Here is a 19,649-nt window from a genome sequence, read left to right as displayed (position 1 = left end):
ATTTATCTCTTATCTTGTCATATATCCTTTCAATATCCACTATGTCTTTATCTTTTGTAAATATAGCAATGCTCTCTTTATCTTTATCCACATAGACGCTAGAGCTAGCTGATAAAAAGCCAAATTTTATCTCGCCTCTATCTTTTACGTCGTATAAATTTATAGAGCCACTGCCTGTGCCTTTGTCAAATAAAAGTGAGTAGGTCTGTTCTGATTTTTTCATAAAGTATGCTTTGTTGTCTTGTGATGAAAGTGACCTTGTGAAATTTGACGCATAGGTATAGAGCTTGCTAGCTTCAGCCTTGGTGCTAGTGATATCACTAGAGCTCTCATCTACCACCTTGTATGTCCTACACTTGTGCATAGCTCTTTGATCTTCTATATTTTCACAACCACCTTCTTTAAATTTCTCTACTTCCTCTTTGCTTATTATCTTTGTATATCGCTTCTCATCGCTAAGCTTAAATATATCTTCTATTATTAAAGCTTCTTGCTCGTCTTCTAAATTGTGATTAAATATTTTAAAGTCGTGTTTTATGTTATTTATTAGTATAAGCAACATCCAGTTTTTGTTTTTATTATATAAAAGAGGTGGAAGTGTAGCTTTGTTATCTATATAGGATGTCTCACTTTTATATGCTAAAGATAAATTTGTGTCAAGATCAAATATAAGCTTATAGTTTTGCTCCATAAATTCATTTAGATATAAAAGCGTGCCTTTTAGGCTAACATTTTTTGTCTTTTCGTCATTATCTTTTTCATTTAAAAGATATGAGAAAAAGTATAGTGTAGCAGCCGTATAGGTAAGAAAGTGCGAGCTTACACTCACATTTGTATTTAGTATCGCATCCACGTTGCCTATATTTATAAGCACCTCATTGCCATTTATATCAACCCCAAGGTCTTGTATAGCGTTTTCGTAGAGTTTATTGTTAAAGGCTAGGCTATCATTGTCTGTTTTCATGTGATATATGTTATTAACATTTAAAGGTGTTGGTAGGTAGGTGTGGTCTTGGTTTGCTAAGAATATATTTGTGTTGAGTATTTTTTGGTAACTAAGATTTACCTTATAGTCTGAGCGAGCTCTAGCCATGTTAAGATATTTGGTTTTATGTATGATCTTATAAGATCTTGCCATCTCATCATAAGAAGACGTTAGAACATTATTTATATTTTTTATCCTTGATGTCATCTTGACTTTTAACATAAGATCACTTAATAGCCCAGGCGAGTTAAATGTATAAATTTCATCTATATATTCAGCAAAAGTAAAAGCACACACCTGAGTTAAGTATCCGCCAAGGCTATGACCGCAGATATTTATCTTTTCACCTTCTTTTAAGATAGGTATAACATTATCCATAAAAAAATATATTAAAGATGTTGCTTGATCTGGTATATCGTTAGTTGTTAGCTGAACGTCTGCGTTTAAGTCCTCCGGAGTTATTTCAGTGCCTCTAAAAGCTAGTATTCTTTTATTATTGTCTTTGGTATCTTCAAAAAGTGTGGCACTAAAACCTTCATCATCATTTTTTTGATGTTTTAAAAGTCTAAATCTTGATGTGAAATTTTTGGTACGTTTGGAGATTTGGTGGTAGCCTTCTTCGTTTATGAAAAGTCTTTGTGGTTCTCCTTTTGGGGTTGTTATGAAATTTCTTATCTCATTTGAAATTTTAACTTTCTTTATAGTGCCATCGTCGTTCTTTTCAGGTTTTTCTATTGTTAAATCCTGCATAAATCTTGCTTCAACACAAAGAGCGTAAGCGGTAGGTTGTCCTATTTCTCTTTTGTTGTCTTTCGATAAAATAGTCTCATTTTCTTTTGTAATCTCACTTTTCCAGTTTATCCCATCAGCATAATCCCATCTAGGCTTTGGCGTCTTTAAAATTTTCTCATTGTAAAATTTATCCGAAAAACTCCAAATTTCATTCTCATCTATATACTCAAAAAACGCATAAGCAACATCAGCTATATCAGCATAAACTCTTAGTTTATCTACCATTTCCTTATTTGTTAAATTCTTTAGAGTATTCATTTATTTGTCCTTGTCTTTATTGCTGATTTTTTGAAATTTGTTGTCTATAAAATAAAAATAATTGTCGCCACTTATATTTATGCTAGTTTCTTTGTATAAACGTATTCCACTTGCTTCATCTCCATATAGGCCAAAAATTTTATATCCTTTGTAATAATTTACACCTGTTTTTATAGGGATAATATTTTTATTATCATCAAGATAAAAATAGCTCATACTAATAAAAGGTTGCCATTTGTAAAATTTATCTTCCCCTATAAAATCTATTATTTTATTTAAATAAATTTCTGGCACTTCTGCTTTTTTCTTAAATTCATTTCCGTAGTCTCTTGTAGTAACATAATATTTTTTACCATTAGACAAAACTCTTTCAAGTTTAGGATTATCATAAAATTTCTCTTGCAGTAGTAACCTTAATTGTTTATTTTGTTCTTCTTTGTCTTGTATATTTGAGACTTCTTTTAGTATTTCTTTATTAACTTTATCCCTCTCTTCTTCCCTCTTATCTATCTCCTTCTCTAGCTTCTCATCAAATACATAAACACCACCATATTTCTTAGCTATGCTCTCTTGCTCGCTAGTTAGATCAGAAATTCTTATAAAGCCATTAAAATAAGCAAGTGGTAGAAGTATAAACAAGCAGATAAAAACTATAAATTTGACTTTTTTCATCATAAATCCTTTTAAATTTAAACTATACAAGATATAAAATTTCTTTTAATTTTATTGTGATTATATTTATAATATTATTAATTTATTATGCCTAGTTAAGGTTTATTAATTACAAAATTTATCCGAAAAACTCCAAATTTCATTCTCGTCTATATACTCAAAAAAGGCATAACTAACGTCAGCTATATCAGCATAGTCTTTTATATTATTTACCATTTCTTTATTTGTTAAATTTTTAAGAGTATTCATTTATTTGTCCTATTTATCTTTTGAAATTTGTTGTTTGCTAGATAAAATTTATTATCTCCAATTAGTCTTTGAGTGCTTTCTTTGGTAAATTTTATTCCACTTGCTTCATCTCCATATAGTCCAAATATAACTTCTGTATAAAGTGTAGAAACTCCTATACTTATAGGCATAATAGTGTCATTGTCTATATAGAAATATCCTAAATTTATGCTTAGATAGTTTTCATATTGATCGTAATCTTTGCCCATAAATTCTTTTAGTTTTTCTTCGTAGTTGTTTAAAATTTTGTAGTTATCTATTTTTATATTATCTTTTCTTGAGTAGTATTTTTTACCATTAGACAAAACTCTAGGTAATTTTTCATTCATAATAGCTTGATCATTTAAGTCAAAATCTCTATTATTGTTTTTAAAGAAATCATCAAGGTATTTATCCCTCTCACCTTCTCTCTTATCTATCTCTTTCTCCAGCTTCTCATCAAATACATAAACACCACCATATTTCTTAGCAATGCTCTCTTGCTCGCTAGTTAGATCAGAAATTCTTATAAAGCCATTAAAATAAGCAAGTGGTAGAAGTATAAACAAGCAGATAAAAACTATAAATTTGACTTTTTTCATCATAAATCCTTTTAAATTTTCACTATTGTCTTATCTTTTGCTTTAAAGTCTTATTGCGATTAGTTTTTGTGGAGTTTTAAATTTTAAAAAGCAGGGAGAGCTCCCTGCTGTGGTTATTTCTCTTCGTTTGTTTTGATGTAAGCGTAGTCAGAAATTTTAGTCCACTCTCTTGCTTTTTTGAGGAAAGCTCTTTGAGACTCTACGATCTCTTTAAATAGTGGATCTTTTGCGCTCTCTTCATCAAGTAGCTCGTTTGTAGCCTTTTTAAGAGCTGCGATGACCTCTGGTGGGAAAGATTTTACTTGGATGTCTGGGTACTCAGCCTTCATCTTGTCCCAGTACTCTACGTTTGCGTAAAATACCTTAGTATTTACATCTCTTGCCACTTCAGCAGCAGCCGCTTCAAATATAGCTTTTAGATCATCTGGAAGTTTTTCATACGCATTTTTGTTGAAGAAAAACTGAGTTTCGCCGTTTGGCTCTTGCCAGCCTGTGTAGTAGTATTTTGCCACTTTGTGAAAGCCAAGTGCCATGTCATAAGCTGGGCTTACCCACTCGACTGAGTCGATCGTGCCCATCTCAAGCGCCATGTAAAGCTCGCCAGTTGGGATAGTATTGATATTTGCGCCAAGTTTAGCGTAAATTTCACCACCAAAGCCTGGAATTCTGATCTTTAAGCCTTTGATATCATCAACTGACTTGATCTCTTTTTTAAACCAGCCGCCCATTTGCATGCCAGTGTTGCCAGCTCTAAAAATTTTGATGTTATATGGGTCAAAAACTTTCGCCTCTAGCTCTTTGCCACCACCAAATTCATACCAAGCTGTTTGCTCGTCGGTATTCATCATAAATGGTGTCGCTGTAAAAAACATTGTCTTAGGGTCTTTGCCTTTGTAGTAGTAGCTAGCTGTGTAGCCGATGTCGTACTGACCGCTCTTTGCAAAGTCAAGCATCGCAAAAGGCGACTTGTGTTTTGACGGGTAGTCGATCCTGATCTCGATGCGGCCGTTACTCATCTTTTCGACCTTCTCTTTTAGCTCTTTTGGCACTTCACCAAGCACTGGCATAGTGCTCTCCCATGAGCTTGCAAGCTTGAGCTTATAGACTTTGTCATCTCCCATAGCAGCACAAGCAAGAGCTGCTAGGCCAAGAGATGTTAATAAAAATTTATTCATACTCTCTCCTTTAAAAATTTTGCATATTATACAAAAAATTTACATTATTAAAATGTGTTATAATCGCAAAAATCAAATTACAGGGCATAAAAATGATAAAAAAGACGAAAATTGTAGCGACTTTAGGGCCAGCAAGTGACAACGAAGAGACGATGGAAGCGATGGTTAAAGCAGGGGTTAATGTTTTTCGTTTAAATTTTAGCCACGGAACACACGAATACCACAAATCAAACATCGACAAGATAAGAAACATCGAAAAAAGACTAAACAAACGCATAGGCATCTTGCAAGATATCTGCGGTCCAAAGATCAGAGTTGGCAAACTTAGCGAGCCATTTTACTTAAAAGCTGGCGACGAGCTTAGCATCTACGCAGAGGATATCGTGGGCGAAAAGATCGAAAAGGGCGTTTATAGAGTGAGCCTAAATCAGCCTCAAATTTTACCTATGCTAAAGGCTGGCGAGTACGTCTATCTCTACGATGGCTCGATCAGAGCAAGGGTTACAGGCGAGGGCAAAGATGTGGTAAAAACCATCATCGAAAATGACGGAATTTTAAACTCAAACAAAGGGGTAAATTTCCCAAATACCACCCTTGGCATCGACATCATCACGCCAAAAGATAAAGAAGATATGGAATTTGGTGCAAAGCAGGGCGTAAATTTTGTTGCCATTAGCTTTGTGCAAGACGCAAATGATGTGATAAAAGCAAGAAATATCTTAAAAGAATTTGGCTCCAAAGCGGCTATCTTGTCTAAGATCGAGAAATTTGACGCGGTTGAAAATATAGACGACATCATCGCAAAGAGTGACGGTATCATGGTAGCTCGTGGCGATCTTGGCATAGAGGTGCCATTTTATAGGGTGCCAACGATACAAAAGCTCATCATCAAAAAGGCAAATGCAGCCAGCAAACCAGTCATCACAGCAACGCAGATGATGCTAAGCATGGCAGAGCATGAAACTGCCACAAGAGCGGAGATCAGTGACGTGGCAAATGCCGTGCTAGACGGCACTGATGCGGTTATGTTAAGCGAGGAGAGCGCGATCGGCAAAAACCCAGTCGCAGTCGTAGAGGCGATGAGCAAAACGATCATCCAGACGCAAAGCATCTATCCATACAATAAATTTGACGAATTTGACTTTTTTGACGAGACAGATATGGTCGCAAATAGCGCAGCTTCGCTAGCCGTGCGTATCAAGGCCAATGCGATACTCTCTATCACAGGCTCTGGCAAATCAGCCATAAAACTAGCTAGAAACCGCACAAACATTGACATCATCGCCATCGCGCACGACGAGCAGACAGCTCACATGCTTACCCTTGCTTGGGGCGTGACGCCAGCGCTCGTGCTTGAAAAGACGAAGCTAAATGTCCTACTTGCAAATGTCATCAAAAAGGCTTACGACGCTGGATACGTCGAGCATGACAAGACCTATCTCGTCACAGCTGGCCACCCAACAGGCGTAGAGGGCAGCACAAACCTCATACGTATCATCAGACGCGACCAGCTTGATTATTACCTTGATCTTGCAACCGAGTAAATTTATGGATTTTAGTGCCTGATATTTTGGGCACTAAAATTTCTTTTAAATTTATGCGCTTTTATGCACTCGCCTTAATTTATATTTATACATTTTTACCACTAAATTTAGAAGTGTGATATGCCAGCTCTAATTTTAAAATTTGCTATAAATTCTCTCACATAAAACGCATGCGGTGCGAAGCACTAAAGCATGCCACTTCTAACGTGCGAGGGGATTGAGGGATCTAAAGGGAGATAAGGGGACGGCTTCGTAATTCAAGTCCCCTTGTCTCCCTTTTGGATAAAGAGTTTATGAATTTAAAATCTGGATTTCAAAAATAGAAATTTACTATTTTACAAATTTTAAAATTCCATTCACTCGCAAGAATTGGCTACTAAAATTACTCGCTTATAAATTTTAAAATTTGTGTGAATTTTACTTGTAAAAATTAGGATATAAAATTTATTTTAAAGAATTTGTGACGCCAATCTTAGCGTCACAAATCTAAATTTATTTTTTCTTTTTGCCTTTTGGCTCGTCGCCTTTAAACCAGCTTTTTATCTTGTCAAAGACGCTCTCATCGGTGCTTGACTTGCCTGAAACTATGCCAAAGCTAGCTTGAAGCTTGTTTAAAAGCTCTTTTTGCTCGTCGCTTAGCTTATCAGGTGCTTGGATAGAAATTTGAGCTACAAGCCTGCCTTTTTTGCGTGAATTTACGCCCTTGATGCCCTCATTTTCGAAGATAAATTGCTGTTTATCTTTCGCGCCAACTGGCAGTTTTAACTCGGCTTCACCGCGAAGTGTTGGGATTTTTATGCTCTCGCCAAGAACAGCTTGGGTAAAAAATACTGGAATTTCTATATAAACATCGTCATTGTGGCGGATGAAGTGCTTGTCCTCTTTTACATTTATGCTCACATAAAGATCGCCTTGAACGCCGTTTGCACCGATGTTGCCTTTGCCAGCGACCCTCATCCTCATGCCACTATCAACGCCCTCTGGGATCGTGATCTTGACGCTTTGTTGCTGGATTTTATAAGCTTTTGCGTTGCAGTCAGGACATGGCTCGCTTATCACTTCGCCGCTTCCGTGGCAGTATGGGCACTCTTGAACGATATTCATAAAGCCATTTCCACGTGTGATCCTGCCGCTTCCGCCGCAGTGCTGGCAAGTTTTGTTTTTGCCATCTTTACTGCCTGTTGCGTTGCATGTTGGGCAAGGCACTTTTTGATCAAATTTGATCTCTTTTTCGCAGCCAAAAACAGCTTCGTTAAACTCTAAATTTATAGGAATTTCAAGGTCTGCCGAGTACTTTTCGCTTCGTCTTTTTCTCTGTCTAGAGCCACCGCCAAAACCGCCTCCAAAAAACGAGTCAAAAATGTCTGAAAGGTCAAAATCAGCGCTAAATCCGCCCCCACTGCCAAATCTACCCTCAAGCCCTTCTTTGCCGTATCTGTCATATATTGAGCGCTTTTGCTCATCGCTTAAGACCTGATAGGCTTCGTTGATTTGTTTAAATTTCTGCTCAGCCTCTTTGTCGCCAGCGTTTCTATCTGGGTGGTATTTTAAAGCGAGCTTTCTAAAGGCTTTTTTTATCTCGTCGCCACTTGCATTTCTTGAAATTTCAAGGATCTCGTAATAATCAAACTCCACATTTTTCCTTGTTTATTAAGCTTATTTTAAATGTGAGATTTTATCCAAAAAAGTTTAAATTTAAAAAAAAATTTACATTTTTGCCGTATAATCTCTACTATTTTTCAATGAAAAGGATGATTTATGATTAACGTTTTAATGATAGAAGACGATCCAGAATTTGCACAAATTTTATCTGAATATCTTGATAGTTTTAATATAAAAGTGACTAACTTTGAAGACCCATATCTAGGGCTAAGCGCAGGGATAAAAAACTATGACCTGCTCATACTTGACCTTACATTACCTGGTATTGATGGTCTTGAAGTTTGTAAAGAAATTCGCCAAAAATACGACATCCCTATCATCATAAGCTCAGCTCGCAGTGACATCAGCGACAAGGTCGTTGGACTTCAGCTTGGAGCGGATGATTATTTGCCAAAACCATACGATCCAAAAGAGATGTATGCTCGTATCACAAGTCTTATTAGAAGATATAAAAAGACAAACGAAGTTCAAGAAGAGGTCGTTGATAGCGCATTTAGGATAGACGACAAGCGCCATGAAATTTACTTTAATAATGAAGCTCTTGCTCTAACACCTGCTGAGTATGAAATTTTAACCTATCTCATCAAACAGCACAGCTTTTCAGTATCAAGAGAGCAGCTAGTTTATAACTGCAAGAGCCTAAAAGACAAGGACTCAAAGAGCCTAGATGTCATCATCGGACGCCTTAGAACAAAGATCGGCGACAGCTCAAAAGCGCCAAAACATATATTTTCAGTTAGAGGCATAGGATATAAGCTTATCGGATGAAATACTCCATAACCACCAAGATAACTATCATCTTTGCCATCGCTTTCTCGCTGATGTGTTTGCTCTTTGTAACATTTGCAAACATTCAGCAAGAAAGTGCGCTTGATAAGCTAAAAGATAAGCAAATAAGCGCTATGAACTATCTTGTGGCGCTTTACGAGCGTGGCAATCCTCCAAGAGATTTAGAGCATTACTTTAAAAATTTCAACCTAGAATACGTCGGCAACAAAAATTTAGCCACCTCTGTTACTACAAATGGAAACGCCATTTTTACGCAGCACACGCCTCTTGGCATGATGCAGTCGGTTAATTACAAAGGCGATTTATATCTGCTCATCAAAAATCCATCTTTCATGCTGCTACTTGAGAGTAACGACGCAAGACACGTAAATGACCCGCTTTGGGTGGCATTTTTGATCATCTCGGCTCTGCTTATCTCGCTTTATGTCTCGGTGCTTAGAAGTCTTTTGCCGCTTAGAAGACTTAGCAAAGATATCAGAAAATTTGCCAGCGGAAACATGGAGATGGCGATGACTGCTAGGCTAAATGAAAACGAACAAGATGAGATCGGGCAGGTTGCAGTTGAGTTTGACAACGCCGTTTGCAAGATCAGAGAGCTCATTCGCTCAAGGCAGCTATTTTTACGTGCGATCATGCATGAGCTAAAGACGCCTATTGGCAAGGGCAGGATCGTCTCTGAGATGGTGGCAAACGACACTCAAAAAATGAGGCTCATAAACGTTTTTGAGCGGCTTGAGATGCTTATAAATGAATTTAGCAAGGTTGAGCAGCTTCTTTCAAAAAGCTACGCGCTAAACTATCAAGAGTGCCATTTTTCACTCATTTTAGAGCAAGTGCAAGATATGCTTATGCTTGATAAATTTGAAGAGAGAGTGAGCTGTGATATCAGAGATGACGTCTTATTAAGAGTCGATTTTCAGCTTTTTAGTTTGGCGATTAAAAATTTGATAGACAATGCCCTAAAATACGCAGAGGACAAGAAAGCCATTTTGATCTGCGATAGCGAATTTATAGCGGTTAAAAATTTAGGCAAAAAGCTAAATCACCCGATTGATTACTACAAACAAGCCTTTGTTAGAGGCGACAAGGTGAGTGCGGGAAGTGGCATGGGGCTTGGACTTTACATCATCGAGCAAATTTGCCAGATGCAAAAATTTGAGCTAGTTTATGACTATGAAGATGGCTATCACGTCTTTAAAATTTTACTTCGAGCAAAGGCAAAACGCGCATGAAAAGGGGCTTAGAGAAATTTAACGAGCTAACTGAGTCTTTTGCTAAGCTCCCAGGTGTCGGTAAAAAATCAGCCGCAAGATTTGCCTACTTTGTCTGCATGCAAGATAGTTTTGCAGGGCTAAGGCTCGCGCAAAATATCGAAGATGCGGTGAGGTTTATCAAGCGCTGTGAGCGTTGCGGCGGGCTAAGCGAAAATGAAATTTGCGACATTTGCAGCGACGAGAGCAGGGACAGCGAAGTCATCTTGCTGGTTGAGAGTCCAAAAGATATCTTGGTTTTTGAGCAAAATGGCATCTACAACGGCCTTTACTTCGTACTTGACGAGATCGACGAGGACGCCATAGAGAGGCTGCGAAATGCTATCAAGCAAAATGGCTCAAAAGAGGTCGTCTTTGCCTTTACGCCGGGGCTAAATTCAGATGCGCTCATGCTTTACGTCGAGGATAAGCTTGGCATGAGTGAAATTTCATTTAGTAAGATCGCTCAGGGCGTGCCAACTGGCGTAAATTTAGAAAATGTCGATATGCTCTCACTCCTAAAAGCCTACGAGAGCCGCACAAAAGCCTAATTAAAATTTCTTTTAGTTATAATCTCACCTAAATTTATAATATTTAGTCCGCGCAGCCGCCGCTAAATTTAAAGGATAGAGATTGATTTTACTTATAGATAACTACGATAGTTTTGTCTTCAATGTCGAGCAATACGTAAAGGAGCTCACAAACGAAGAGGTTAGATGCGTTAGAAACGACAAGATAACGCTTGAAGAGATAAAAAAACTAAACCCAAGTAAGATCATCCTAAGCCCAGGGCCAAAGCACCCAAAAGATAGCGGAGTTTGCTTAGAGATTTTGCAGGCAGACCTTGGCGTGCCAGTGCTTGGCATTTGTCTTGGACACCAAGCCATAGGGCTTAGTTTTGGTGCAAAGATAAAAAGACTAGATGACCCGCTTCACGGCAAAACCTCATTTATCGACGTGAAAAACAAAGAGCCGCTCTTTGCAGGATTGCCTGAGCGCTTTGAGGTTATGCGCTACCACTCGCTCTATGTCGATGAGCTCCCAGCTAGCTTAAGCGCTGATGCAGTGAGCGATGATGGCGTAGTTATGGCACTTAGCGTAAAAGATAAGCCGATCTTTGGCATCCAGTTTCATCCTGAGAGCTACTTCACGCAATACGGCAAAAAGATCGTTGAAAATTTTGTAAATTACAAAGCTAAAGATGAGGTAAAAGAGCCTAAAATTCGCTCACTTAAGCCATATCTTATCAAGCTTCAAGAGAACATACCGCTTGATGATAGCGACTTTGAGCAAATTTGCGAGATAATAGCCAGCAAAGAGTACGAGATCGTGCAGCTTTCAGCCCTTTTGGTGCTAATTAGCGAAAAGAGCCTCTATCCAAAAAGTCTCGCTGCGCTTGCAAAAAATATCCTAAAATACTCGCAAACTTACCGCGATGATACGCCTATGATCGACCTTTGCGGCACTGGCGGCGACGGCTTTAAGACGATAAATATCTCAACCACTGTGGCATTTATCCTTGCAAGCCTTGGTATAAAGGTCGCAAAACACGGTAACAAGGCAGTTTCAAGCAAGTCAGGCAGCTCTGATGTGCTTGAAATTTTAGGCGTAAAAAGTGAAAAATCACTGGCAAAACAGCGTGAAAATTTAGCTAGTAAAAATTTAGCCTTTTTCCACGCGCCATTTTTCCACCCGCTAGTTGGCGAGGTGAGAGAAGTGCGCCAAAGACTTGGCATAAGAACCGTATTTAACGTGCTTGGACCGCTTTTAAATCCAAATTTAAACCTTACAAACCAACTAGTTGGCGTCTATCATAAGCCTGTTCTAAAACTCTACGCCCAGACGCTTAAGATCCTTGGCAGAAAGCACGCTTTGGTCGTCCGCGGCGATGACGGACTAGACGAGATCACGCTTTGTAGTGAAACAAGCGTTGTGGAGCTAAAAAATGGCGAAATTTTTGAATACAGCATCACGCCAGAGCAGTTTGGCTTTAAAAGAGCGCTTCACAGCGACATAGAAGGCGGCACACCTGAAGAAAACGCCAAAACCTTGATCCGCACGCTAAAAGGCGAGGAGCAGGGGGCGAAATTTGACATCGTGGTCTTTAACGCGATGTTTGCACTCTACGCGGCTGATGGCGCAAAGAGCCCAGACGAGGCCAAAAAAATGGTGCTTGAGGCGATAAATTCTGGCAAGGCGTATAAATTTTATGAAGAGTTTATAAAGGCTGAGGCTAATGGCGCTAGTTAAAATTTGCGGTATCAAAACGCTAGATGAGGCAAGTGCGGTTTGCGCTTTGGATGTTGATTTTATAGGGCTGATATTTGCTAAAAGCAAAAGAAAGGTCGAGCTAAATTTAGCTAGACAGATAGCGAAATTTGCTCACAGCAAGGGCAAAAAGGTAGTTGGCGTTTTTGCGGAGCAAAGTGATTGCGAGATAATGGAAATTTGCCAGTTTGCTGGTCTTGACGTGGCTCAGGTGCATGGAGTGGTGAGTGAAAATTTAGGTGTAAATTTAAAAGATATGGGGCTTGAGATCTGGCAGGTTTTTAGCGTGAAAGATAGCTTGCCAGAGGTTGATTTTAAGCATTTTGATATGGCGCTTTTTGACTGCAAGGGCGAAAATGCTGGCGGAAACGGCACTAGCTTTGAGTGGGAAATTTTAAAAGAGGTTAAGTTTAAATTTGGCATGGCTGGGGGCATAGGCGAGCACAACATAAAAGAGGCGCTGAAATTTAAGCCATATCTAGTCGATATCAACTCAAAAGTCGAGGACGAAAACGGCATGAAAGATGCGCAAAAGATAGAGAGAATTTTAAAGATCATAGGTGAGGTAGAAGATGAATAGCAAGGCGTATTTTGGAAAATTTGGCGGGCAGTTCGTGCCTGAGACGGTGATGTTTGCCCTTGATGAGCTTGAAAATGCTTATGAGAGCATCGCAAAGACAAAAGAGTTTAAAGACGAGCTTGATGATCTTTTGAAAAACTACGTTGGCAGGCCTAGTCCGCTCTTTTTTGCAAAGCGCCTAAGCGAGCACTACGGACATGAAATTTACCTCAAGCGTGAGGATCTAAACCACACGGGCGCGCACAAGATAAATAACGCTCTTGCTCAAGCACTGCTTGCTAAAAAAATGGGTAAAAAGAAAATTTTAGCTGAGACTGGAGCTGGTCAGCACGGCGTGGCAACAGCGACTGCAGCGGCACTTTTGGGCTTAGAGTGTGATGTCTATATGGGAGCTACAGACGTGGCTAGACAGCAGCTAAATGCCTTTCGCATGCAGCTTCTTGGCGCAAAAGTGGTGAGCGTAGAAGATGGCTTAAAAACGCTAAAAGAGGCGACCACGGCGGCCATACAAGCGTGGGTAAATGAGATAGAAAGCGCGTTTTATGTCATTGGCTCAGCCGTTGGCCCACATCCATATCCAAAGATCGTGCGTGACTTTCAAAGCGTGATCGGCACAGAGGCCAAAGCTCAGCTTGAAAATTATGGCAAAAAGGCCGACTACGTCATAGCCTGCGTTGGCGGCGGTAGTAATGCTATTGGCATTTTTAGTGCATTTTTGGACGATGAGAGCGTAAATTTAGTAGGTATAGAAGCTGGCGGCCTTGGCATAGATACCCCTTATCACGCAGCTACGCTTAGCAAAGGCAAAACCGGCATCATCCACGGCATGAAAACGACGGTCTTGCAAGATGAGTACGGCATGATCTCGCCAGTTCATAGCATCTCAGCGGGTCTTGACTACCCAGGTATCGGCCCAGAGCATGCCCACCTAAACGATATCAAAAGGGTAAGATACGAGGCCGTGACCGACGATGAGTGCATAAATGCCTTGTATTTTCTAAGCAAGATGGAGGGCATCATCCCAGCCATCGAGAGCGCACACGCGGTGGCGTATCTGGAGAAGCTTTGCCCAAAACTTGATAAAAAAAGCGTCATCGTCGTAAATATCTCAGGCAGGGGCGATAAGGACATAAACACAGTCATCGGCTACGAAAAAGGAAAAATTTATGGATAAGGTAAAAAGCGCATTTAACGGCAAAAAGGCAAACATCGGCTACATCGTGGCTGGTTATCCAAGCTTAGAAAAAACTAAGGAATTTTTAGAAAATTTAGATGAAAGCACGCTTGATCTGCTTGAGATCGGCATCCCATACTCTGACCCGCTGGCTGATGGCAAGCTCATCGCGCAAGCTAGCTTTGAGACAGCTCAAAGTGGCGTAAATACCGATGTTGTCTTTGATATGCTTGAGGGCTGCAAGGCAAAAGTGACAAAGCCACTTGTTTTTTTAGTTTATTACAACATCATCTTTGCTTACGGCGTTGATAAATTTCTAAAAAGATCACGTGAAGCAGGAGTTAGCGGCTTTATCGTGCCTGATCTGCCTTGTGAGGAGTGTGAGGAGTTTGCTCTAAAATGCAAGGAGCTAAATTTATGCCTTGTGCCACTTATAAGTGTCACGTCTGGGAGCAGGGCGGATGAAATATTAAAATTTGGCTCAGGATTTATCTACGTGCTAGGTGCTATCGGCGTTAGTGGTTCAAAAAGAGCCGATGAAGATAGGATAAAAAATTTAGTCCTAGAGCTTAAGAAAAAGAGCGATCTGCCAGTGGCTGTGGGCTTTGGCATCAAAAATAAAGATGATGTTAGTGAAGTGAAAAAATATGCTGACGCTGCGATCATAGGCACGCAAATAGTCAAGCTTTTTGCGCAGCATAGCGGAAAAGAGCTGATAAAAGAGATAGATAATCTCTTTTAAATTTATAGCTAATTTAGTAAAGCCAAAGTATAATTAACGCGCATTTCAAGTCTTAAGGAAGAGATATGAGAAAAGTTATAGATGAAGCCACGAGCTATCTTTGCAAGGATACTTTGGGGCTGGATTTAGAGTTTGGCAAGAGCCTTGGTAAAGGATTTTACGGGGCTAGCATACCAGTTTATAAGGGTAAAAGCGAGTATCAGTTTTATCTATTTTTTAAAAAAGATACTTTGAAAATTTTCATGAATGCCTTTTTTGGTCACGAAGATGTTGATGGTGGCGATCTGGACGATCTTTGCAAAGAGATAGCTAATCAAATCATCGGCAAGGCTAAAAATCTGCTAAATGAAAAAGAGCCAAATGCTTATAAACTCGGAACGCCTGAGTTTTTGGGCGAGGTTGAGAATTTTGGCATAAAGCTAAAAGAGAAATTTATATATAAGATAAAAAATAGAACATTTCAAATAGGCTACAAGATACAATGAACGACGAAGGTGCGATAGAGACACTAGAACAGCTAGGGCTTTTTAAGAGCTATGACGAGCTTATGGATATAAGCGTTGATTTTATAGCCGAGCTAGGAACTACCACAGTTAGCATAAATGAGCTTTTGAAATTTGAAGCTGGCTCGGTCATAGACCTCGAAAAACCAGCTGGCGAGAGCGTGGAGCTATATATAAATAATAGAATTTTTGGAAAAGGCGAAGTAATGGTTTATGAGAAAAATTTAGCCATCAGGATAAATGAAATTTTGGACTCAAAGTCAGTTATTCAGTACTTCAAAAAAGAACTTTTATGAAATTTATACTATTTTTTGTGCTTTTTGCTACGCAAATTTTAGCTTCAAACTTGCTAACATACAATATCTATGAGCGCACTGACAGGGTCGATATCATGCTTAGCTTTGATGCGCCTTACGAGGGCAATATCTTTCAAAAGCGTGAAAAAGATACGACCTCTTTGATACTAAATTCACTAAGCTACGATCAAAGCGCGAGCAAGGATATAAACTCAAAGATCATTCAAGAGCTTGAGATAGAGCCAAAGCAAAACTCTCTAGTGTTAAATTTACGCTCAAACGATGCAATCATCGTAAATGCTTCAAAGACAACAGATAGCTTCGGACTTCGCATCCGCGTAACACCAAAAAACACAAAAACGCAGGTGCAAAATATGCCACAAGCTAGCGCAAAGATAGAAACTGCTAGCACGCCAAAGACAGAAAATGAACCTATGGTAAATATTGATTCGAGATACTTCATCGTCCTAAGTGTGCTCATCGCGCTTCTTATATTTTTATATGTTTTTAAAAGATATATCACTTCAAAAAGTAGTGATTTTAGTGGATTTAAAACACCACAAAATCAGCCACAAAATGACACAAAGTCGATGAACTGGCTGCTTAAAAACCAAAATAGTGGCGTCAATATCATATACGAAAAATATCTTGATCGCACAAACAAGCTAATGCTTCTAAGCTACGAAAATAGGCGCTATCTAGTGATAGTTGGCAGCTCAAACGTCATGCTTGATAGCTTTGGCGAGGATAAGATCCAAAATGAGCAAGACTTTGCTGTTTTCTTTGAAGAAAATAAGAAAAAACTTGGCTCATTTTTGCAAGAGCGTCAAAATAGCCTAAATAACTACAAAGACAAAATGAGCGGAGAATTTTAGCCCCGCTTTGCTACTAAATTTAAAAATTTAGAAGAGCATTTTCATAAATTTTAAAATTTGCTATAAATTCTCTCATGTAAGACTCATGCAGTGCGAAGCACTGGAGCATGCACCTCTAACGTCGTCGGGCTTTACTTCGACTTCGTCTCGCAACTGCAAGTAGAACGTAATTCAAGCCTCTTCCCCCCTTAACAAAGAAATAAACATTAAATTTATAAAAATCTATTTTACAAATTTTAAAATTCCATTCACTCGCAAGAATTGACTACTAAAATTTGGCTTCGCTAACCGCTTAGCTCAAATTTTAGAGCCGAAATTACTCGTTCATGAAATTTTAAAATTTATTTGACACACTAAAAACATGACTCTTTGGCACTATTGCATGCTTTGAACGTGTGCTGAAGCATAAAAGAGTGGGTAAGGTGTACGGGGACTTCGTATCTGACTTGCATTGCGAGCCTACAAAGCAAAATAGAAGCCTTTATCCCCCCCCTATTTTTAGAAAATAAATTTATAAATTTGACCGCTAACTTTTTGATTTACACAAACGAAATGGCAAAAATTTCAGGTTTTGCGATCTTTTTTATCTCTTCTTTTGCCATGGCAAATTCTTTTGCGCCCTCTATTTTTAGTGTGTGGCCACTAAACTCAAAGCTTAAATTTAGCTTCTCACAGGTTATATCAAGTGCCTTGGCTAGCGCAAGGATGAAACTTAGCCACCTTACACATTCAGCCTTTGGTAATAAATTTTTATACTTTTCAAACTCATAAATATTTTTCTTGCCATTTGTGCCGATGACTGCGGCTATTAGTGCCTTTTGCTCATGTGAGAAGCCGTAGTTTAGGGCATTTAGTATGATATAGGCTGAGTTTTTGTGATCGCCGTAAAAGCCTATCTCTTGACCGATGTTGTGGAGCTTTGCAGCAATTAGCAGCGTCTCAAGATAGCTCTCATTTAGCCCATGAAGTTTTCTAAGCGCCACAAAAATATCCTTTGCGTATCTTGCCACGGCTTTGTTGCAAGAGAGGATGAAGCGGTCTTGCAGGCTCTTAACACTTGGGTTAAAATTTTCTGGGAATTTAAAGCTTGGACGCAAAAAGTCTTTTAAAAAGACGCCCTCTCTTACTCCAACGCCACTTGTGATGACGTTTTTGGCATTTAGCGCCTTGGCAAGGGCTAAAAATATATGTGCGCCCTCTCTAATGGTGTCATATCTATCCTTTTTTATAGGAAATTTATTTAGCTCAAGCACGCTAACGTTTGCGATGCTCTCGATGTAGGCTTGCTCGTCACTAAGCTTGTAGCAAAAGCCATGTAGTGATGAGAGCGGATATAAATTTTTACTCATTATGGCCGATGAAATCGCTCTTAAAGAGCCGCCAATCGCTATTAAATTTGAACACTTAAATCGCTCATCTATCTGCGCCGTGATCTGCGATAGAAATTTTGGTAGTTTGTTTAAATTTTTCTTATCAAAAAATAGCTCTTTTAGCCTTACTGTGCCTATATCAAGCGAGAGGACATCAACTATCTTGCCGTTACTTATCCTAGCAAGCTCGGTCGAGCCTCCGCCGATGTCGATAGTGACGCACTCGGCTAGATTGTGAAGCAAATTTTTAGCCGCTATCGCTCCAAAAGTAGCCTCTTCTTTGCCGTCAATCACTTTTAAATTTATGCCAAGTTTTTTTCTTAAAAGAGAGATCAAAACGCCCGAGTTTGGAGCATCTCTAAGCGCTGAAGTGCCTACACATAGGACTTTAGAGCATTTATATCTTTTTATGATGTTATCAAATTCGCCAAAAGCTTTAATCGCTTTTTGCATTGAAGCTTCTGAAATTTCGTTGTTTGAGCCGTATCCGCCTTCGCCTAGTCGCACTTTGGTTTTGTATTCAGCTAGTATAAAAAATGCTAAGCGTGATGTGCGCTCAAATATCGCCATACGCATAGAATTTGAGCCAAGATCGATCACTGCGGTTCTCTTTGCCATTTTTTATCCTTTTAAATTTAAAACGAGGCTTGCAACTGCTCCGTTTGCGTTCTCTCTATTTTTGATAGATATCTCAGCGCCAAGTGCCTGTGCTGCGCCCTTTGCGAGAAATAGTCCAAGTCCAGCACCACCTTTGTTGCCGTATCTTTTAAATGGAGCAAACAAGTCCTTGCTCTCGTCTATGCCCACGCCCTCGTCGGCAACCTCGATGATAAATTTGCTCTTTTCAAGCTTTGAGCTAATCGTAATCGTGCTATTTTTTGGAGAAAATTTGATAGCATTTTGGACGAAATTTTGCACGATGTGCGTTAGTAGGCTGGTTTGGATATTTAGGTTAAAAATTTCAGGTTTTAGATCGAGTGCGAGATTTTTTTCTTCACCTTTTGCGAGCACCTCGTAGTTTTTGCCTAGTTTTTTCAAAAATGCGATCACGTCGGTATTTACCGGCTCTTCAAACTGCGCGCCCTCTTGACGACCTATCTCAAGGACAGAGCCTATCATAGCGTTCATGCCGTTGATCGCTTCATTGTTTGATTTTAGCGCTTCTATGTATTTTTCGCTCTCGCGTGGTTTTAAGAGCGTAACTTCGTTTTTGGTTTTCATGACGGCAAGCGGAGTTTTTAGCTCGTGTGCAACGCCTACAAAGAGCTCTTTTTGGTATAAGACAAAAGTTTGTATGCGAGCAATTAGCCTATTTATGCTATTACCAAGTGGTAAAAACTCGTCTGGCAAGCTTTTGATATCGATCTCTTTTAGAAATTTCTCATCTAAATTTGTAAGCTTGTGACTTAAAATTTTTATAGGTATTAAAAGCATTCTTGATAAAAATAGTGCATAAAATAGCACCAAAAGTATCGCTGTGACATTTACGATTATAATATCTATAAAAATTTCTTCGACTATCTGGCTTTGAAGCGTTGTCTCTTTTTCTAGGACTAAGTAGCTGCTGTCATCTAGCCTTGTTGTTAGAGTGGTTATACTCTTATCTTTTATCTTTTGCATCACAAGGTAGGGCTTTTCGCCTTTAAGCTCACCCGCTTTTACGGTGGCTAGAGTTTTGTTTGGGATTTCTATAGTGAAAGTTTTTAGATTGTTAGGATTGAAATTTTGTGGATTGTTTTTGTAAGCTGTGGCTTGCTGGTTTAACTCACTAACTACGCTTTGAAAAACGGTGACTCTTATGTAGTGATAGAGCATCACCGAAACAACGGCAATTAGCATCATCGC

The 19,649-nt window shown here is 39.1% G+C and carries 19 protein-coding genes; 11 read left to right on the top strand and 8 right to left on the bottom strand.

The genetic code is table 11. The annotated features are described in order from the left end of the window. From B9N65_RS02985 to B9N65_RS02970, 5 genes are all read right to left on the bottom strand, one after another. On the bottom strand, positions 1-2,035 hold a 2,035-nt coding region (locus tag B9N65_RS02985; RefSeq protein ID WP_087582729.1), incomplete at its 3' end, for an Mbeg1-like protein. Next, complete coding sequence (locus B9N65_RS02980) at positions 2,036-2,707, bottom strand: hypothetical protein (RefSeq protein ID WP_087582728.1); 672 nt, start codon at positions 2,705-2,707, stop codon at positions 2,036-2,038. A 105-nt stretch (positions 2,708-2,812) separates the two neighbouring features. Continuing rightward, positions 2,813-2,956, bottom strand: a complete 144-nt coding sequence (locus B9N65_RS10875; protein WP_141083830.1) for a diadenosine tetraphosphate hydrolase — start codon at positions 2,954-2,956, stop codon at positions 2,813-2,815. Beyond that, positions 2,953-3,576 carry a hypothetical protein gene (locus B9N65_RS02975; protein ID WP_087582727.1) on the bottom strand — a complete coding sequence of 208 codons (624 nt, stop codon included), beginning with the start codon at positions 3,574-3,576 and terminating at the stop codon, positions 2,953-2,955. Before B9N65_RS02975 ends, B9N65_RS10875 begins: the two co-directional genes overlap by 4 nt. Before the next feature lie 113 nt (positions 3,577-3,689). Further along, a complete protein-coding gene (locus B9N65_RS02970; protein WP_087582726.1) occupies positions 3,690-4,751 on the bottom strand; it encodes a TRAP transporter substrate-binding protein in 1,062 nt (353 codons plus the stop codon). Positions 4,752-4,843: 92 nt separating this feature from the next. Between B9N65_RS02970 and pyk the strand changes: the two genes are divergently transcribed. Then, a complete protein-coding gene (gene pyk, locus B9N65_RS02965) occupies positions 4,844-6,295 on the top strand; it encodes a pyruvate kinase (RefSeq protein WP_087582725.1) in 1,452 nt (483 codons plus the stop codon). Between the two features lie 492 nt (positions 6,296-6,787). Here pyk and dnaJ read toward each other — a convergent pair whose 3' ends face one another. Next, positions 6,788-7,930 carry a molecular chaperone DnaJ gene (gene dnaJ, locus B9N65_RS02960; RefSeq protein ID WP_087582724.1) on the bottom strand — a complete coding sequence of 381 codons (1,143 nt, stop codon included), beginning with the start codon at positions 7,928-7,930 and terminating at the stop codon, positions 6,788-6,790. A 123-nt stretch (positions 7,931-8,053) separates the two neighbouring features. Here dnaJ and B9N65_RS02955 point away from each other — a divergent pair, with 123 nt between their 5' ends. The 10 genes from B9N65_RS02955 (at position 8,054) to B9N65_RS02910 (ending at position 16,434) form a co-directional block, all read left to right on the top strand. Beyond that, positions 8,054-8,725: a response regulator transcription factor gene (locus B9N65_RS02955; RefSeq protein WP_009294394.1), complete on the top strand. Its 672-nt coding sequence runs from the start codon at positions 8,054-8,056 to the stop codon at positions 8,723-8,725. Further along, positions 8,722-9,978, top strand: a complete 1,257-nt coding sequence (locus B9N65_RS02950; RefSeq protein ID WP_087582723.1) for an ArsS family sensor histidine kinase — start codon at positions 8,722-8,724, stop codon at positions 9,976-9,978. Before B9N65_RS02955 ends, B9N65_RS02950 begins: the two co-directional genes overlap by 4 nt. After that, the gene (gene recR, locus B9N65_RS02945) at positions 9,975-10,547 is read left to right on the top strand and encodes a recombination mediator RecR (protein WP_021091796.1); all 573 of its coding nucleotides are present in this window, start codon (positions 9,975-9,977) and stop codon (positions 10,545-10,547) included. The genes B9N65_RS02950 and recR overlap by 4 nt, the downstream gene beginning before the upstream one ends. An 82-nt stretch (positions 10,548-10,629) precedes the next feature. Further along, on the top strand, positions 10,630-12,246 hold the full coding sequence (gene trpD, locus B9N65_RS02940) for an anthranilate phosphoribosyltransferase (protein WP_087582722.1): 1,617 nt from the start codon (positions 10,630-10,632) through the stop codon (positions 12,244-12,246). After that, positions 12,233-12,844 (top strand): phosphoribosylanthranilate isomerase, encoded by a 612-nt coding sequence (locus B9N65_RS02935; RefSeq protein ID WP_087582721.1) that lies wholly within the window; start codon positions 12,233-12,235, stop codon positions 12,842-12,844. Before trpD ends, B9N65_RS02935 begins: the two co-directional genes overlap by 14 nt. Continuing rightward, positions 12,837-14,018 (top strand): tryptophan synthase subunit beta, encoded by a 1,182-nt coding sequence (gene trpB / locus B9N65_RS02930; protein WP_087582720.1) that lies wholly within the window; start codon positions 12,837-12,839, stop codon positions 14,016-14,018. The genes B9N65_RS02935 and trpB overlap by 8 nt, the downstream gene beginning before the upstream one ends. Then, on the top strand, positions 14,011-14,760 hold the full coding sequence (trpA, locus tag B9N65_RS02925) for a tryptophan synthase subunit alpha (RefSeq protein ID WP_087582719.1): 750 nt from the start codon (positions 14,011-14,013) through the stop codon (positions 14,758-14,760). The genes trpB and trpA overlap by 8 nt, the downstream gene beginning before the upstream one ends. 65 nt (positions 14,761-14,825) lie before the next feature. Beyond that, positions 14,826-15,245, top strand: a complete 420-nt coding sequence (locus B9N65_RS02920) for a chemotaxis protein CheX (protein WP_002942548.1) — start codon at positions 14,826-14,828, stop codon at positions 15,243-15,245. Then, a complete protein-coding gene (gene fliN, locus B9N65_RS02915) occupies positions 15,242-15,559 on the top strand; it encodes a flagellar motor switch protein FliN (protein WP_002942551.1) in 318 nt (105 codons plus the stop codon). Before B9N65_RS02920 ends, fliN begins: the two co-directional genes overlap by 4 nt. Continuing rightward, positions 15,556-16,434 (top strand): excinuclease ABC subunit A, encoded by an 879-nt coding sequence (locus B9N65_RS02910; RefSeq protein ID WP_087582718.1) that lies wholly within the window; start codon positions 15,556-15,558, stop codon positions 16,432-16,434. The genes fliN and B9N65_RS02910 overlap by 4 nt, the downstream gene beginning before the upstream one ends. 539 nt (positions 16,435-16,973) lie before the next feature. On the opposite strand, the gene B9N65_RS02905 is transcribed toward B9N65_RS02910, so the two are convergent. Both B9N65_RS02905 and B9N65_RS02900 read right to left on the bottom strand, forming a co-directional pair. Beyond that, entirely contained in the window at positions 16,974-18,422 is a 1,449-nt protein-coding gene (locus B9N65_RS02905; RefSeq protein WP_087582717.1) for a Ppx/GppA phosphatase family protein, read from the bottom strand. Between the two features lie 3 nt (positions 18,423-18,425). Next, on the bottom strand, positions 18,426-19,643 hold the full coding sequence (locus tag B9N65_RS02900; RefSeq protein ID WP_180385119.1) for a sensor histidine kinase: 1,218 nt from the start codon (positions 19,641-19,643) through the stop codon (positions 18,426-18,428). Positions 19,644-19,649 lie beyond the last annotated feature (6 nt).

Source organism: Campylobacter concisus (genome assembly GCF_002165815.1).
Taxonomy (GTDB): Bacteria; Campylobacterota; Campylobacteria; order Campylobacterales; family Campylobacteraceae; genus Campylobacter_A; species Campylobacter_A concisus_BH.
Note: the sequence above shows the minus strand (reverse complement) of the source record. Positions and strands in the feature narration are given on the sequence as shown.

Bases quoted from the DNA above. Each gene is read 5' to 3' on its own strand.
- fliN (WP_002942551.1), top strand. From the start codon at position 15,242: ATGAACGACGAAGGTGCGATAGAGACACTAGAACAGCTAGGGCTTTTT.
- trpA (WP_087582719.1), top strand. From the start codon at position 14,011: ATGGATAAGGTAAAAAGCGCATTTAACGGCAAAAAGGCAAACATCGGC.
- B9N65_RS02900 (WP_180385119.1), bottom strand. From the start codon at position 19,643: ATGCTAATTGCCGTTGTTTCGGTGATGCTCTATCACTACATAAGAGTC.
- B9N65_RS02920 (WP_002942548.1), top strand. From the start codon at position 14,826: ATGAGAAAAGTTATAGATGAAGCCACGAGCTATCTTTGCAAGGATACT.
- B9N65_RS02935 (WP_087582721.1), top strand. From the start codon at position 12,233: ATGGCGCTAGTTAAAATTTGCGGTATCAAAACGCTAGATGAGGCAAGT.
- recR (WP_021091796.1), top strand. From the start codon at position 9,975: ATGAAAAGGGGCTTAGAGAAATTTAACGAGCTAACTGAGTCTTTTGCT.
- B9N65_RS02910 (WP_087582718.1), top strand. From the start codon at position 15,556: ATGAAATTTATACTATTTTTTGTGCTTTTTGCTACGCAAATTTTAGCT.
- B9N65_RS02950 (WP_087582723.1), top strand. From the start codon at position 8,722: ATGAAATACTCCATAACCACCAAGATAACTATCATCTTTGCCATCGCT.
- B9N65_RS02975 (WP_087582727.1), bottom strand. From the start codon at position 3,576: ATGAAAAAAGTCAAATTTATAGTTTTTATCTGCTTGTTTATACTTCTA.
- trpB (WP_087582720.1), top strand. From the start codon at position 12,837: ATGAATAGCAAGGCGTATTTTGGAAAATTTGGCGGGCAGTTCGTGCCT.
- B9N65_RS02980 (WP_087582728.1), bottom strand. From the start codon at position 2,707: ATGAAAAAAGTCAAATTTATAGTTTTTATCTGCTTGTTTATACTTCTA.
- B9N65_RS02955 (WP_009294394.1), top strand. From the start codon at position 8,054: ATGATTAACGTTTTAATGATAGAAGACGATCCAGAATTTGCACAAATT.
- B9N65_RS02970 (WP_087582726.1), bottom strand. From the start codon at position 4,751: ATGAATAAATTTTTATTAACATCTCTTGGCCTAGCAGCTCTTGCTTGT.
- pyk (WP_087582725.1), top strand. From the start codon at position 4,844: ATGATAAAAAAGACGAAAATTGTAGCGACTTTAGGGCCAGCAAGTGAC.
- B9N65_RS02905 (WP_087582717.1), bottom strand. From the start codon at position 18,422: ATGGCAAAGAGAACCGCAGTGATCGATCTTGGCTCAAATTCTATGCGT.
- B9N65_RS10875 (WP_141083830.1), bottom strand. From the start codon at position 2,956: ATGAATACTCTTAAAAATTTAACAAATAAAGAAATGGTAAATAATATA.